This window comes from Nonomuraea sp. NPDC049637 (assembly GCF_040675235.1).
In the GTDB taxonomy this organism is placed as follows: Bacteria; Actinomycetota; Actinomycetes; order Streptosporangiales; family Streptosporangiaceae; genus Nonomuraea.
Genome location: NZ_JBFAOM010000002.1, coordinates 47667 through 62416 on the forward strand (window position 1 = coordinate 47667; position 14750 = coordinate 62416).

Below are 14750 nucleotides of genomic sequence, written 5' to 3' on the forward strand. Positions count from 1 at the left end.
AGTACTCGCGGGATGCCCAGGCCCCGTTGGCCCGGTCATCGCAGTTCCTGGTCAATGGCGCGACGAAGACCGGCGTCCGAGATCAGCTCCCGCACCTCGCGCCAGGCATCACGGGTCGCGTCATTGAGCGAGGCGTCGACCGACAGCGTGACCGTCGCGACGTCCCACGTACTGTCCGGCGTCACCGGTACCAGGGAAGCCGTCCACTCCTCCCCGACGTACCCCGGGAGCCGGACGTACGAGGCAGCTTGGCCAAAACGCCTCCGCACCACAGGCACGAGCAGCACTCGCCCAGAACCGGCCCCGTCGGCGTACCTGACCGCCGTCATGAGGGGCGCGGTGCCCTCGATGCCGTGCACCACAAGTTCCAAGCTGTACCCAGGGACGGAGTCCCTGTTCCCCCGCACGATGAACCGTGCGGCACCGTCCGGGGACGATGCCTCCAGCAGCACGGTGTCGCCTCCTGCGGCGGCCAAGCCACCGGCCCGCGGGAGCTGTGGGAGATGAAACCAACCCGGACCCAGCGGCTGAGAACGTGACCGATCACGCGCAGCCTTGGAAGGCGCATGCGGGTTCCCGGCTGGCTCCTCCCGGAGGCAAGGCTCGCTGGCGGACGGTGCGGAGGGCAGGTCGGCGCCGATGAACGAGGCCCATAGCCGCTGCCGCAGCCTGTACCCCGTGCGGGCGCGAGCCCCCGTCAGCGGGCGGTGGGCGACCGCGCCACCAGTGAACGAGCGCCAGGAGCGCCGGACGACCGAGCTCATGCTCATGACGACGCCTCTCTGGGGACGGGAGGCGCTCCCCCTTGATCCGCTGGCGTCGGAGGTGTCTCCAGCGGAGCTTCGCCGGGTGCGCGGAGAGCCTCGGCTGGTGTGGCCGCACGGCCGATCTGGGCCAGTAGTGCCGGGGCGGCGGCTCCCACGGTCACCGCTGCGTAGATACCGGTGACCTCGGTGTGGAGCAGCCACCCGGCCGCGCCTCCCATCGCCACGCGCATGAGTGCGGCGAGTGAGTCCGCAAGCGGATCGATGAACCTGCCGAGCGGTGGGAGCGGTGTCTCTGCAGCCAGCGCCGCATGTCGCGCATCTTGCCAGTTTCGTAGACGTCCGTAGGTGACGACTGCTTCGGCGATCAGTCCACCGGCTGCCCCGGATGCCACAGCCTCGATCCACGTCAGCATCAATCTGCCCTCAGTCGACCTCATGTCGCGGTACCTGACGGGAAGTCAGCGTATGCCTTCGTGTCGGCGTAGGGCTGGCATTCAAGGCCACTACCGAAACCGAACTGCCTCATCCCCGTCGACCTCATCCGGTGATCGGGACAGCCGGACGGGCAGCTGGCTGGCAACAGTCAGGAGAACGTCCGGCAACAGCGGTGTGGACAGAACAACAGCTCGCGACGTTCCTGACCGACCTGACACAGGACGGCCTGTACGCCGCCCAAGGCTGGCCGCGCTGTGCGGCCTGCGGCGGGGCGAGCTGGCCGGTCTACGCTGGACGGACGTCGACCTGCAACGTGCGGAGCTGACGGTGGCGCCGCAGCGAGTGCACGCCGACAGCCAGGTCATGGTCGACCCGCCGAAGAGCGCCGCCAGATGCCGGATAGTGGCCCTGGATCGAGAGACCGTGCAAGTGCTGATGCGGCACCGCGAGTGGCAGGAGGAACTGAGCGCGACGGCGGGTGCAGGCTGGCAGGATCGAAGCCCATTACGTGGAGATCCGGCGCTACATCGGTCGCAGGCTCGACCCCGATGTGGCCGAGGATCTCGCCGCGGAGACGTTCCTCATCGCCTTCAGGCAACGCGAACACTTCGACTCGGCCATGGGCGGGGTCAGGCCGTGGCTGTACGGCATCGCGACCAACCTCATCGGCCGCCACCGGCGCGCCGAGGTGCGCAGGTACCGCGCCATGGCCAGGACAGGGCCGCCACCTGACGACGAGGGACATGACCAGCGGATCGTGGACAGGCTCAGTGCGGGCGTGACGGTTGATCGGCTGGCCGGGGCGCTGGCGCGGCTGTCGAAGGGGGAACGCGACGTGGTGCTCCTCATCGCGTACGGCGGGTTGAGATACGACGAGGTGGCGGCGGCGCTCAGCATCGCCTCGGGGACGGTCGCGTCCCGGTTGAGCAGGGCCAGGACCAAGCTGCGTGAGGTGTTGGGATGAACGAGTTCCAGGTCATCGACTCGGTGATGCCCGATGTGCCACCCCCGTCGGCCGACCAGCTGACGGCGGCGCGGGAGCGGGTGCTCGCAGCTGCACAGGCACCCTCCGTGTCCGTGGTACGGGCGGGCAGGAGGTCGTGGACAGGGATGGCGCTCGTCGCGGCGGCCGTCGCGCTCATCGTCGGCGCGGTGGTGATCCTCGTACCCCGACCTGCATCGGACCCGGTCGCGGTCACGCCCATGCAGAGACTGGAAGCTGCGGCAGCCAGGCTGGCGGCGACACCGGAGGCGAAGGGCCGCTTCTGGCGACGCGACACCGAGCATGTCATGAGGACGGTGAACGGCAATGACTACAAGGTTGAGGAACGGGCCATGGAGGTCCTCGCCTTCGGCCCCAACCGCGAGGTCTACGGCTGGCACGAGCCGATCTCGTCGAAGCCGTACACGACCAAGGGCCTGGAAGCGTGGCGGCAGGACGGCTCCCCCAGGCTGTGCCCCGCGCGGGGGTGCGACAAGAACATGCCCGCATACGGCTCGGCGGACCTGGACTTGGGGCTGGAGCTCGCCGATGGACTGAAGCCGACGTTGACAGAGCTGCGGAGCCTCCCCAAGGAGCCGGCGGCGCTCAGGGCACGGCTGCTGGAAAGCTACGACCCTCAGGTGGCCGCCGAGCGCGAGCCATGGCTGGAGGGGGCCGTCTCTCGGCTCATCAACTCGCCGGCGACGCCTGGCACCAGGGCTGCCGCCTACCTTCTCCTGGCGAAGGCGCCGGGCATCAAGGTGGTCTACGACATTCCCGGGACGTTCGGGCTCGACGGGCTGGCCCTCCAATTCCCGTGGGGGCAGATCGTGATCGACCGCATGACTGGCCGATTGCTCGGGAGGCAACGGCTCACTCCCGAGGGCGTCGCCTGGGGCGCCGAGATCGTCAGGAAGGCGGGCTGGAGCGATGTGCGGCCCGTGCCGCCTTCCAGATGCGTCCGCTGTACGGCCCGGCTCTAGAACACGCGTACTGGATTGCGGTGCGGTGAGCACGGAGAGCGCGTCCGGGCCGTACTTCCAGAGGCCGCCCCGCAGGTGATCGAGCACGATGGAAGGTGTTCAGGGCCTGACCTGGTCGGCCAAGACAGCCGGAAGATCGTTTCCCAGCGTAGAGTGATCGCTTCACGGCCGTCGTCGCCCTGCCCAGGTCGGGCGACGGCGACCATCAGGCGGAACGATCAGATGCCGAGCTCGGCCGAGGCCAGCTCTGTGCCCTCCAGCCGGGCCCGGATCTTGGCGAACGCCGTCTCCCGTGAGGTGGAGGTGTCGTCGGCGAACGGCGCGAACCCGCAGTCGTCACAGGTGCCCAGCCGGTCGGCGGGCAGGTGGCGGGCGGCGGTCAGGACGCGGTCGCGGACCTCCTCGGCGGTCTCGACCCGCGGGTCCACCGGGTCGATCACCCCAACGAAGATCCGCGCGTCGGCGGGCAGGTGTTCGGCGGCGACCGCCAGGACCTTGTCCGGGTCGGCCTCGCTGGCCAGTTGGAGGTAGAAGTTACCCGCCTTGAGCCGGAACAGCTTGGGCAGCAGGGCCGCATAGTCGACATCGAGGCTGTGGGTGGAGTCCTGGTCGCCGCCGGGGCAGGTGTGCACCCCGATGCGCGCGCGTTCTGCGTCGGTGAAGCGCTCCAGCACGCTGTTGTTGAACGCGACGAAGTCGTCCAGCACCCCGCCGCTCGGGTCGAGCTTGAGCGAGAGCCGGCCTTCGGTGAAGTCGAGTTGCACCACGTGCGCCCCGGCCTCCAGGCAGCCGCGGATGTCGGCCTCGGCCTGGTCGGCCAGGTCGGCCAGGAACGCCTCGCGCGGGTAGCCGTCGATGCCCTCGGCCGGGTAGAGCAGGCTCAGCGCCGACGGCGCGATGACGGCCTGCTTGACCGGCACGCTCGCGTGGCGCTGGGCGGCGCGCAGGTAGCGCTCGGCGTGGACCTGGTAGCGGAACGGCCCGGCCGTCAGCCGGGGCAACTGCCGCTGGTGCCCGTCGGCGAAGGGGATCACCACGCCGTCCGGGACGAGTCCGTCGAGCCCGGCGATCGGGTAGGTGGCGAAGCTGGGCTTGGCCTGCTCGCCGTCGGTGACCACCGGCGAACCCAACTCCTGGAGACGGTGGACGGTGTCGCGGACGGCCTGGTCCTGCGCCTCGGCCAGCGCGGACGCTCCCTCGGCCGGTTCGGAGGCTGCGATGGCCAGCAGGGCAGGGGGGCGGGGGATGCTGCCGATCGGCTCGGTGGGGAGTGACATGATGACAGCGTAGATAACGACGCGTATCTGATCAATCGCTTCCCGTACGCGTGGTCGCCCGCTTCGCGGACAGACCGTGTCGAGAAGATCCGCGCCGTGCAGCACCCGCGGGCCGGCACGCTCGGCCACCGGCGGCGGGCCGGACCCGCAGGAGGAACGCCAGGTCCGCCTGACGGCTCAGTGCATCCTGGCCGCCCACCTGCGCTACAACGACTCCCCTGCCCCACGCCGCCGGTGGCCCTCCCACCGCCCCGACCCTGACTGACCGCCAACCTCGTCGTCCGGACGGCGGACGGGCGGGTGTCGCTGACCACCCTCCTGCGCTTTGACCGGCGCGTCGGGCGCGTCGCGTGGCCCGCTACTGTCGGCGAACCATCGCCGGCTGGCTCCCGGGCTGCTCCGGGGCGCCGCCGCGAGGATGACCCGCGGCGGCGTCCGGTAGCGCCGGTCAGGTGCGCCCCGACCTGCGACCGCGGGGTCAGCCGCGCCTGGCGGACGGCCAGCCGTGTCCCCAGCCGCCCTGGACCATGGTCTGGAACGCCCACCCGTCCTCGGTGCGCACCAGCAGGTCGGCGTAGTGCATGCGGTGCTCCTCGCCCTCGATCGTCATCGTCGCCTCGGTCTCCACGACCACCAGGTTCTGGCTGACGAAGCGCGGCGTGCGCGTGGAGCGCAGGTCGAGCCCGGCGGTGCCGCCGTCCATGGACTGCTTCATGCTCTCGACGTACTCGGCCCGCGTCCACTGGCGGACGCTCGCGTGGCCGCCGGGCACGTCGGTGGCCACGTTCATCGGGAAGACCGCCAGGTCGGCGAGCTGCTCGATCGCGCCCTCCTCGGCCAGCGCGTCGTAGGCGGCGAACCAATCGTCGATGTTCTTCAGTTCCTCGGCGCTCGGCTGGTACATGCTGCTCCTCCTCAAGTCGTACAATGTACCGTACAGCATACGGAATCATGGTCGCGCACCGATGTTCAAGCCTTGCCCCGACCGGTTCGGACAGGATGAGACGCGACCTGCCGGCCAGGAAAGGACGATGACGCGGCAGCCCGCACGCGGCCCGCGAGGCTGAACGCGAGGGCCGTGGCTGCGAGGGGCTTGGTGGGACAGGGATGCCCTGGTCGAGCCCCATCTTCGAGCGATACGCCCGGCGGCGGGCAGAAGACGCGCGTACCCGGCGAAAGCGGTCGCGCAGGTCGTCATGATGGTGACATGACGTGGACAGCACCCGACGTAGAGCGGGGACCTCGGACGGACATGGCCTGTGGCGAACGCGAGATGCTGGACAGCTGGTTGAAGCTCCGCCGGCTGTTCCTGCTACGCAAATGCGCGGGCCTCACCTCCGAGCAATTGAAGACCGCCGCCGTGGAGCCGTCCAACCTGACGCTGCTCGGCCTCCTGCGACACATGACGGAAGTCGAGCGCTGGTGGTTCCGGGAGAAGTTCCTGCACGAGAACCTGCCCGAGCTGTACATCACGGAGGAGTACGAAGACGGCGACTTCGACCTGGTGGCCGACGCCGACGCCGAGGCCGACTACGCCGCCTTCCTCGCGGAGACGGCTGCCTGCGATGCCGCGGTTGCGGACATCGACCTGGAGGAGCTGGCCGACGACCCCCGGGCGCCGACCGGCAAGGTCAGCCTCCGCTGGATCTACATCCACCTCCTGGAGGAGTACGCGCAGCACACCGGGCACGCCGACCTGATCCGAGAGCGCATCGATGGGGTTACGGGAGCATAGCGGCTCTCCCTGCATCACCCGTATCCAGGTCCTGCCACCTCACCGACGTACCCGCTGATCAGCTGAGCGGTGGTCAGCCGTAGCTCCAGGACGCCGAGCCGGCCGACGAAGGTTTACGTGCTCGTGGGCATGGGGCCGTACATAATGTTCGGCCGCTTTCGGGAACTTCGCAGTAAGTCCGACCCACCACCTTCGCTACTGTGTGCCCAAGATCAGAAGGGGGTGGCCGGGAGCCCGACCCCATGGCAAGCAACAGGAGGATCTATGGGGAACGGTGGACGCATACGTCTGGTCCGGTGGGCGCGCGGCGGTTTTGCCCTGGCCTGCAGTGGTCTTCTGGCTGCGTGCGGAGGGTGGGTGCAACCGGACCGGTCTGCCCCGGACCTGGCGGTCACGCCCGGGACGTCTGCCCCGGTGAGTCCGTCGCCAACTCCGTCGGGTGCCTCGTTCGAGGGACGCGGTCCGGTGTTGTCTGTGAAGAAGGGGCCCTATCCGCACTCGGTTCAGATTGTGGACGCCCAGCTCAGTCCCGACGCTCCGCAGTCCCCGGCGCCGCGGGGCCTGACATACATCCAGCTCGTGTTGAAGGTCACCAGCACTCCGGGACGCCCCCTGAAGGCCCCGCATCCCCAGGCGTACTGGGTGGTCCGGTACGACGGATGCAAGGCCGCCCAGGACGCCAACAGCCAGGTCAGCTGTGGTGGCATGGACAACGGGACCAACTACTTCACCGAAGAGGACATGCGCTCCCCCGAGTACGGCACCGGCGTATCGAAGCAGTTCGGCGATCTGGCGGCGGACACTCCGTACTGGACTCGCGCCTGGCAACTGGTACCGGAGAAGGCCGACCTGTCGCGGGCTCAGCTGTGCGAGGGGGTACGTACCGGCACCCCGGACAACTGCATCCCCCTCGGGACGGTTCGCCATGACGGCGAGCAGAGCCCGGCGGCAGGCTGACCGCCCTCGGCCAGGCACTGTATGGGTGGGGTGGTCTGCCGGGCCCTACGGTTTGTGAGAACCGACCCCCTCCTCGTCCACCTGACTCGGCCACGGCTCCCTGCTGCCCTGCTCCTCGCTCGCGGGGGTGCTGGTCGGTCCACCACCGCGCACGCCGCAACTTGCTACGGCGGCGGGTCCTACCTCGGCAGCAGTAACTCCCCACCTCCCCACCACGGCCCGCTGCATGGCCGGTCTTGCTGGGCGTGATCAGGCGTCCGAGGACGTCGAGATCATGGTCCGTCGGCACGAGGTGAGTGCTGAAGCGTCAGGTCACCTGGCCGCAGCCGGACTGGGCCGATCGCGCCCTCACATCGCCCCTTCGATGGCACCGGTCGCGGCGCGGAAGGACTGGCGGTAGGCCGAGGGTGGGACGCCGATGGTGGTGGCGAGGTGCTGGCGCAGCGAGGCGGCGGTGCCGAAGCCGGCCAGGGCGGCGACCCGGTCGACCGGCAGGTCGGTGGTCTCCAGGAGGCGGCGCGCTTGCTCGACCCGCTGGCGGGTGAGCCACTGGCCGGGTGGCAGGCCGGTCTCCTCGCGAAAGCGTCGGCAGAAGGTGCGGACGCTCATTCCAGCGTTGGCCGCCAGCTCGGCCAGGGTGAGCGGCCGGTGCAGTTCCTGCAGGGCCCAGGCGCGGGTGGCGGAGGTGGTGGCGGCCGCGGGCTCGGGCACGGGGCGCTCGATGTACTGGGCCTGGCCGCCCTCCCGCCACGGGGGCACCACGCAGAGGCGGGCCACCCGGTTGGCGACGTCGCTGCCGTGGTCGCGGCGTACCAGGTGCAGGCAGAGGTCGATGCCGGCGGCGACGCCCGCTGCGGTGAGGATCCGCCCCTCGTCGACGAACAGGACGTTCGCGTCCACCTGGACCCGGGGGAAGGCACGCTGGAAGTGCTCGGCTTCGTTCCAGTGCGTGGTCGCGGGCCGGTCGTCGAGCAGGCCGGCGGCGGCGAGCACGTAGGAGGCCGTGCAGATCGAGACGATGCGCGCACTGGCCGGCACCAGCGCCAGGGCGTGGCGCAGCGCGTCGGGCAGCCAGTCGCGCTCCGCCTCGGGGCCGCAGGCGAACGGCGGGATGACCAAGGTGTCGGCCGTCCGGAGCGCCTCACTGCCGTGCGCCACCGTGATGGCGAAGTCGGCGCTCGTGGCAACCGGCCCGCCGTCCAAGCTGCAGGTGGTGACCTCGTAGAGCGGCTCGCCCGCGCGACCGGCGGCAGTGCCGAAGATCCGCACCGGGATGCTGAGCTCGAAGGGATAGACCCCGTCAAGGGCCAGGACGCGAACGCGATGCATGGCAAGATTCTTTCACATGATGGCATTCTTGCCACTCGCTCCGCCGTGGCCCGGTGCGCGAGTCTTTTCCTTGCCGGGCCACCAGGGCGCGGTGGGCGAAAGACAGCAGGAGATGACGATGCGCGCGATCGGCCAGGACGGTTTCGGCGGCCCTGAGGTGTTGAAGGTGATCGAGGCGGAGCGGCCGGAGCCCGGCCCGGCCGAGGTGCTGGTGCGGGTGCACGCGGCGGGTGTCAACCCGACCGACTCCTGGCACCGGGGTTCCGGCGGGCTGGCCGGCGCGGTGGTGCCGCTCGGCTGGGACCTGTCCGGCGTGGTCGAGGCGGTCGGTCCGGGGGTCGCCACGCTCGCCCCCGGCGACGAGGTGTTCGGCATGCCGCGCCACCCGCTTCCGGCGGGCACGTATGCCGAATATGTGACCTCCCCGGCCCGGCACCTGGTCCGCAAGCCCGGGACGTTGACCCACGTAGAGGCTGCGGCGCTGCCGCTGGCCGCGCTCACCGCCTGGCAGGCCCTGGTGGACGTCGCCGAGGTGGCCCCGGGGCAGCGGGTCCTGGTGCACGCGGCGGCGGGCGGGGTCGGGCACCTGGCCGTCCAGATCGCCAAGGCGCGCGGCGCCCATGTGATCGGAACCGCCCGTACGGCCAAGCACGAGTTCCTGCGCGGGCTCGGCGCGGACGAGCTGATCGACTACACCGAGACCGACTTCGAGGCGGTCGTGGAGCCGGTGGACGTCGTGATCGACACGATCGGCGGCGCCTACGGGCCGCGGTCGCTGAAGATCCTGCGTCCGGGCGGCATCCTGGTCTCGCTCGCCTCACCGGCCGAGGCGTACCTGGCCGAGGAGGCCGCCGCCGTGGGCCGGCGGGCCGCCTTCATGATCGTGGAGGCCGACCAGGCGGGGTTGCGGCAGGTCGCCGAGCTGGTGGAGGCGGGGCTGCTGCGTCCCGCGATCGACCGGGTGTTCCCGCTGGAGCGGGCGGCCGAGGCTCACGAGCTCAGCGATGCCGGCCGTACCACGGGAAAGATCGTGCTGTCGCTCATGGCCTGATCGCCGGTGCGCATGGCCAGGGCCGGCGCGGCCTGGTTCCCGCCCTTCACATCATCGGGGATGCCGGGTCTGGGCTCGCCTGGCGGGCGGCCCTCCGTCTGCTCATCGCCTCCGCTCCCTTCATCAGGGGTCACAACTGCGCGTCAGACGCCGAGCGTTTGGTTGATCGCCGGCCCCTCGTGCGAGACACGCTCTCGCCGTCGAACGCTACCGCCCGCTGACCGCCCGAGGCCCCGGCCAAGTGCTCGGTCCGGATGATCGAGAGCCGGGTTGGCCTGTGCGGACAGCCGAGGAAAGGTTCAGGGGGTGAGGTGGTAGTTGGTGATCCAGAGGCCGGGGATGACCTCGATGTCGTTCAGCCAGGCGAAGCCGTATCCCTCGTAGAGGCTGCGGGCGGGGATGTTGTCGCGGCCGGTGGAGACCAGGACGGTACGGCCGGCGGCACGGTCGAGGGCGGTGGCGACGAGCAGGCGTCCGATGCCGCGGCGGAAGGCCGAGGGCGAGACCACGAGCCGGTTGATGTCCAGCGTGGTCGCGTCGGCCTCCCAGGCGATGGCCCCCAGCAGGGCGTCCCCGTCGAAGGCGCCGACCCAGGTGAGGGGCGCGGCGAGCAGGTCGGACAGTGGCTCGTGCAGCGGCGGGATGCGGTCGTCGCCGATGAGCGCGGCCTCGACGGCGTAGGCGGCGCGCTGCAGGTCGAGCAGGCGCTGGTCGGGCGAGATGTCGATGACGTGCACAAGGTCACCCTAGGCCGACGGGCAACGCCTTTTCCCGTTGATGACGTTCGAGAGCAGCCGCCGGGCGCCCGCCGGTCTGGCGGAGGTGGGGAAAGCGGCGGGCGAGTTGTTCGAACAGGACGCGCAGCTCCAGCTTGGCGGGGTGGTTGCCGAGGCAGAAATGCGCACCGCCGCCGAAGCCGGTGTGCGGGTTGGCTTCGCGGCCGATGTCGGAGACGTCGGGGCTCCTACGGCCGGTTCCGGCTGGGCATGAACACCCGGCTCGACCTCGCTGCGGCCCCAGCGGGTTCCCCGGCGTCGGGTTCTGGCGCTGGGAGAACATGCCGGGCAGCGCGGCCAACGCGCCTCACATCACAAGAGAAGATCATCTCGCCTCGACCTGCGAGAAGGGGCCAGCAACCCAAGACAACGATTGCTGGGACCACTGTCCTGGGCGTTGGGCTGAACGCCTTGCAGCGTGGGGACGGCTCACGGCCCGCGGCATGTTCGCGAGGGAACGGTCTTCGCATCGACTGTAAGACCGATCCGCCTTTGACCATTACCTGATGTAAGGGCCAAAGAAGGAGCCTATGTGCTGAGTGATGATGAGTTCGCCGCTTTGTTTGATGCGTACCGCCCTCGGGTGTACGCGTACGCGGTGAGCAGATGTGGTCGTCGGCTGGCCGAGGAGGTGGTCAGCGAGACGTTCGTGGTCGTGTGGCGACGGCGGGACGTCATCCCGGCCAAGGCGCCCTTGCCCTGGCTGCTTGGTGTGGCGCACAACGTGATCCGCGAGCTCTATCGCGACGAGCTCCGGCAGGCGGCGCTGGACGAGGCGCTGCGCGGCTGGACCGAGGAGCTGGAGAGGGACGTGGCCGACCATGTGGCCGAACGGGCCACCGCGATGAAAGCCCTGTCCACGTTGAGCGACGCGGACAAAGAAGTGCTGACCTTGGTCTCGTGGCACGGACTGACCTCGGCGCAGGCGGCCAAGGTGGTGGGAAGTTCGCGATCGGCGTTCTTCGTCAGGCTGCATCGGGCCCGCCGGCGACTGGAGGCCGCCATGAACAACGTGACGGCGGCCGCCCCCCGGCCCGCATTCATCCCGGAGGAGGAGAAGTGAAACGGAAGAACGCGCTTGATCTGCTGGCGGCGGCCCGGCCCGCCGACCTCGACATGCCGGGGTCGTCCCGGGCGGCGGAGGAACTGCCCACGCCGGTGCAACGGGGCCGCGCACGGTGGGTCGGGGCAGTCACCGCGTCGCTGGCCACAGTGTCCGTGATCGGGGCGCTGGCCTCCCCCCGCCTGCTCGACCCCGGCGTCTCCACGGGGCAGGTGGCCACGTATCCCGCTGGGAACGCGCTGGACACGGCGGCCCGCAACGCGGCAGCGCAGCAGCAGACGCCCGGCCCGTTCTGGTACACCGAAGGCCTGATCCTAGGAGAGGAGATCATCGGGGCACCGGGCAACCACTACCGGATCAAGACCCGGGTCCAGACCAGCCGATGGGCCCCGCGCGACCCGGCGACGCTCACCGTGCTCACCGAACGCGGCCTGCCCACCGTGCCGGCGTCCGGACAAGAGGAGCAGGCGTGGCGGCGAGCAGGGAAACCCAAGCTGTGCGGCAACGACACCGACTGCAAGAACGACACGGCTCCGCTCGGACGCACGAGATTCATGTTCATGGCCGGCACCTGGCCCTACGGCGAGCAAGGGCTCACGCTTCCCGCCGCTGAGCTGCTCGATCTGCCTCAGGAACCGGACGCGCTGCGCGAACGCCTGCTGGCGTTCTGGCCCGCCTACAGCGAAACGATGAAGGACTGGCCGACACCGCCCACAGGGACCTCGCTACCCACGAAGGACTCCTGGCTCCGCGACATCTCCCTGGAACTGCTCCAGCACGCCCCGATCTCAGCAGGCACCCGCGGGGCCCTCTACCGGATGGTGGCCAACCTGCCCGGCACCCGCGCCCTCGGCCGGATCCTCGATGCCGAGGGCCGCCTAGGGGTCGGCATCGGATGGACCCAGGCTGTAGGGGACGGACAGAGCGAGCAGCAACTCATCGTGGAGGAATCCAGCGGTCGGCTGCTCGCGCTGCAGAACGTCGTCGTGAAGCCCTGGTCGCAGGACCCGGCGGGCAACGAAGGGGCCGCGGGCCTGCCCGCGGGAACCGTCCACCACGCACTCGTCTACCGACGAGCCGCCTGGACTGACACCCCCGCCCGGCTTCCCAAGGAATGCTCCGCCCCCAATCAGACCGGCGGGAAAGAGTGCGTCAGCTGAGGCCCGACATCCACTCGGCGGTCAACCCTGAACGTACAGGAAGTCATCAACTGGATGCCTGCCTGAAGGTTCAACACCCGGGCGATCATCTCTACCTGTAGGGAGCAGCTCCGGTTACCGCAGATGGTGAGCTCCTATCTGCGATAAGGGGCTCATGACCGTTCGCGATGCCCCGATGGGCCCCCTGGCCAAGCCTTGCCAGCACGTGCGGCGATCACACCGCCGGCGGGGTGATTGGCGGTGCTCATCTGCGGTTTGGGGTCCTGTTGCCCATGGGGTTCTATCTCCCATGAGGAGTTGTTCTCCGGAGACAAGGGGACCGCGTATGGATCCGATCGGTCTGGCCGCTGGTGCCGCGCTGGTGACGGCCATAGCCACCGAAGTGGGCGGTACTCAAACGTCGCGCAGATTGATGACGGCATCCGTCAGAGCTCGTGCACCGGCCTGAGTGCCCTGAGGGGACGGTTGCCGGCAGCGTTACGACAACCAGGGGAAGGGCCCGCGGAGGACGGCCACGACACGAGTGGCGACGGCCTCGGCGTGAGTTGGCATGCCTCGGCCGGCCAGACCCCGGGCCAGGTGCATGTGGAGAGACTGCAACGTGGCGAAGGTGTTGAACGCCCACGGCGGCACGGGTCCGGGTTCGGCGCCGGCGAAGGCGTGGGCCACGGTGTCCAGCCAACCGGTGGCCTCGTCCACGGACAGAGAGGGGACGAAGAGGATGGTCGTGATGGCGCGGGCGAGTCGCGCGTCTTCCAGTTGGACGTAGCGGTGGGGAGCCGCCTTGGCCGTCATTCGGCGTGCGCACAGGTCCAGCAAGGTGCTGCCGCGCCAGGGCAGGACAGAGGCGAACGCGGCTGCGGCGTCGGCGCCATGGGCGACGGCGTGCAGCCAACCGAGGGTGTCGTCCCAGCCCCGAGTGTCGACCTCCGCGGGAAACCATGCGGCGAACGCCCCGTACCAGCGGTCGGCGGTCTCCTCGGCCACGACTCGCGGCACGGCGCTGACGCGGCCCAGAACGCGGGCGAGCACCAGCGCGGCGAAGGAACGTGCCTGGATGTCTGGGTGGGTGAAACGCGTGGCCGAGGTGTCTCCGATGTCCACGAGCACCTCGTCCAGGTACCCCTCGTCGGTCCAACGGGCAAGCGCGGTGTAGGCATGGTCGTCACGGACCGCAGGATCCGATGACACAAGCATGGCTGAGAGTTCGTCCGCCAGACGGCGGACCGCTACATGGCTGGGAAAGGGGAAATCCGCAGCTGCGACGGATGGCCAATCGACGTGTGTTGATGGCATTTCGGGATGCTACCTCAGCCATCAGCACCGCCGCCGCGGCAGGGTTGTAGATCGGGAAGCAGCGCTTCGCACTGGACCCTGTCCCGCTCGGAACACGATTTCGTGCTCTGATCTGGGATTCTGCTGCGTGATCAGGGCAGTGGCAGCGACCGTCGCAAGGTGTTGTCGTCGCTGTTCCACCGATTGGCGAGGTGCTTGTTGTGCCTGCTGACGATGCTGGTCCGCGCTGATCTGTCGAAGGACGTTGAGCTGCTGGTGCTTCATCACTAGCGCGGCCGATCATCATTCTGCCCCCGCCCATCTCTCCTGGGACCGGACCTCGCGCGCACGCCACGCGAAACCCTCACAGGCATGACCTGGGTCGATGTAAGCGCGTTCACCACCGACTCCTACACCTCCATCTACCCGCACGTGGCCACCGCAGCGGCCGAGAAGACCTCGGCCCTGCTGTTCGGCAAAGAAGAGCAGGGCCAAGGCTGGGAGAGTCGTTTCGTTGAGGAGCTGACAGTCGGATCAAGCATCCAGCCCAGCGTTCGCCGCCTGCTCGCGGCGAGGCGGGGCTGCTGCTCTTGCCGAGCCGGCCGGGAATGGCGGATGGTCATGGCGCGTGCGGGGTTGGCGCGACCGAGCACGGCGGACACTCTATTGATCATTGCATCAGGCTCCCTGGAATGGACCCCACGTTCCAGCCGCGCCCACACGCTTGATAGAGGTCGGTCCCAGTGTTCGGCACGTGCTCTATCTCGTACACCACTCCGTGAACGCGACCCCAGCGAACACTCCAACTCAGCGGCCATTCGACGTATAAGCCACTCGGTCATACGCCCCCGCCGACTCCTCTCCCGCCAGCAACGGCCGTCGGCTGTGCCCAAGGGCCCGCCCAGATTCCAGCGGGCGTCCCCTCGGAGACCTCGGTTATGATGACAATCGCCCCGGCCG

At 69.4% G+C, this 14750-nt stretch carries 15 protein-coding genes; 9 read left to right on the plus strand and 6 right to left on the minus strand.

Annotated features, from left to right (window positions below; all coding sequences use genetic code 11):
* Positions 1–35: 35 nt before the first annotated feature.
* Positions 36–452: a hypothetical protein gene (locus tag AB0J71_RS02640; RefSeq protein WP_352322684.1), complete on the minus strand. Its 417-nt coding sequence runs from the start codon at positions 450–452 to the stop codon at positions 36–38.
* A 1228-nt stretch (positions 453–1680) separates the two neighbouring features.
* Here AB0J71_RS02640 and AB0J71_RS02645 point away from each other — a divergent pair.
* Positions 1681–2166 carry an RNA polymerase sigma factor gene (locus AB0J71_RS02645; protein ID WP_364412244.1) on the plus strand — a complete coding sequence of 162 codons (486 nt, stop codon included), beginning with the start codon at positions 1681–1683 and terminating at the stop codon, positions 2164–2166.
* Positions 2163–3167: a hypothetical protein gene (locus AB0J71_RS02650; RefSeq protein WP_364412247.1), complete on the plus strand. Its 1005-nt coding sequence runs from the start codon at positions 2163–2165 to the stop codon at positions 3165–3167. The genes AB0J71_RS02645 and AB0J71_RS02650 overlap by 4 nt, the downstream gene beginning before the upstream one ends.
* A 218-nt stretch (positions 3168–3385) precedes the next feature.
* On the opposite strand, the gene AB0J71_RS02655 is transcribed toward AB0J71_RS02650, so the two are convergent.
* Positions 3386–4444, minus strand: a complete 1059-nt coding sequence (locus AB0J71_RS02655) for a cobalamin-independent methionine synthase II family protein (protein ID WP_352331176.1) — start codon at positions 4442–4444, stop codon at positions 3386–3388.
* Between the two features lie 76 nt (positions 4445–4520).
* Here AB0J71_RS02655 and AB0J71_RS02660 point away from each other — a divergent pair, with 76 nt between their 5' ends.
* Positions 4521–4709, plus strand: a complete 189-nt coding sequence (locus AB0J71_RS02660) for a hypothetical protein (protein WP_352331174.1) — start codon at positions 4521–4523, stop codon at positions 4707–4709.
* Positions 4710–4922: 213 nt separating this feature from the next.
* On the opposite strand, the gene AB0J71_RS02665 is transcribed toward AB0J71_RS02660, so the two are convergent.
* Positions 4923–5348, minus strand: coding sequence for a nuclear transport factor 2 family protein (locus tag AB0J71_RS02665; RefSeq protein WP_364412250.1), 426 nt, complete (start codon positions 5346–5348; stop codon positions 4923–4925).
* A gap of 348 nt (positions 5349–5696) precedes the next feature.
* Between AB0J71_RS02665 and AB0J71_RS02670 the strand changes: the two genes are divergently transcribed.
* Together AB0J71_RS02670 and AB0J71_RS02675 are read left to right on the plus strand one after the other, a co-directional pair.
* A complete protein-coding gene (locus AB0J71_RS02670) occupies positions 5697–6179 on the plus strand; it encodes a DinB family protein (RefSeq protein ID WP_364391734.1) in 483 nt (160 codons plus the stop codon).
* Between the two features lie 465 nt (positions 6180–6644).
* Positions 6645–7136 (plus strand): hypothetical protein, encoded by a 492-nt coding sequence (locus AB0J71_RS02675; protein ID WP_364391731.1) that lies wholly within the window; start codon positions 6645–6647, stop codon positions 7134–7136.
* 348 nt (positions 7137–7484) lie between these two features.
* On the opposite strand, the gene AB0J71_RS02680 is transcribed toward AB0J71_RS02675, so the two are convergent.
* Positions 7485–8465 carry a helix-turn-helix domain-containing protein gene (locus AB0J71_RS02680; RefSeq protein ID WP_352324179.1) on the minus strand — a complete coding sequence of 327 codons (981 nt, stop codon included), beginning with the start codon at positions 8463–8465 and terminating at the stop codon, positions 7485–7487.
* A 118-nt stretch (positions 8466–8583) separates the two neighbouring features.
* Between AB0J71_RS02680 and AB0J71_RS02685 the strand changes: the two genes are divergently transcribed.
* Positions 8584–9516 carry an NADP-dependent oxidoreductase gene (locus AB0J71_RS02685; RefSeq protein WP_364412253.1) on the plus strand — a complete coding sequence of 311 codons (933 nt, stop codon included), beginning with the start codon at positions 8584–8586 and terminating at the stop codon, positions 9514–9516.
* A 299-nt stretch (positions 9517–9815) separates the two neighbouring features.
* On the opposite strand, the gene AB0J71_RS02690 is transcribed toward AB0J71_RS02685, so the two are convergent.
* A complete protein-coding gene (locus tag AB0J71_RS02690) occupies positions 9816–10253 on the minus strand; it encodes a GNAT family N-acetyltransferase (protein WP_364412256.1) in 438 nt (145 codons plus the stop codon).
* A gap of 40 nt (positions 10254–10293) precedes the next feature.
* On the opposite strand from AB0J71_RS02690, the gene AB0J71_RS02695 reads away from it, so the two are divergent.
* The 3 genes from AB0J71_RS02695 (at position 10294) to AB0J71_RS02705 (ending at position 12515) form a co-directional block, all read left to right on the plus strand.
* Complete coding sequence (locus tag AB0J71_RS02695) at positions 10294–10506, plus strand: hypothetical protein (RefSeq protein ID WP_364412259.1); 213 nt, start codon at positions 10294–10296, stop codon at positions 10504–10506.
* A 318-nt stretch (positions 10507–10824) separates the two neighbouring features.
* Positions 10825–11355, plus strand: coding sequence for an RNA polymerase sigma factor (locus AB0J71_RS02700; RefSeq protein ID WP_364412262.1), 531 nt, complete (start codon positions 10825–10827; stop codon positions 11353–11355).
* A complete protein-coding gene (locus AB0J71_RS02705; protein ID WP_364412265.1) occupies positions 11352–12515 on the plus strand; it encodes a hypothetical protein in 1164 nt (387 codons plus the stop codon). The genes AB0J71_RS02700 and AB0J71_RS02705 overlap by 4 nt, the downstream gene beginning before the upstream one ends.
* Before the next feature lie 477 nt (positions 12516–12992).
* Here the strand turns inward: AB0J71_RS02705 and AB0J71_RS02710 are convergent, their stop codons facing one another.
* The gene (locus AB0J71_RS02710) at positions 12993–13811 is read right to left on the minus strand and encodes a DUF2785 domain-containing protein (protein ID WP_364412268.1); all 819 of its coding nucleotides are present in this window, start codon (positions 13809–13811) and stop codon (positions 12993–12995) included.
* Positions 13812–14750: the final 939 nt, after the last annotated feature.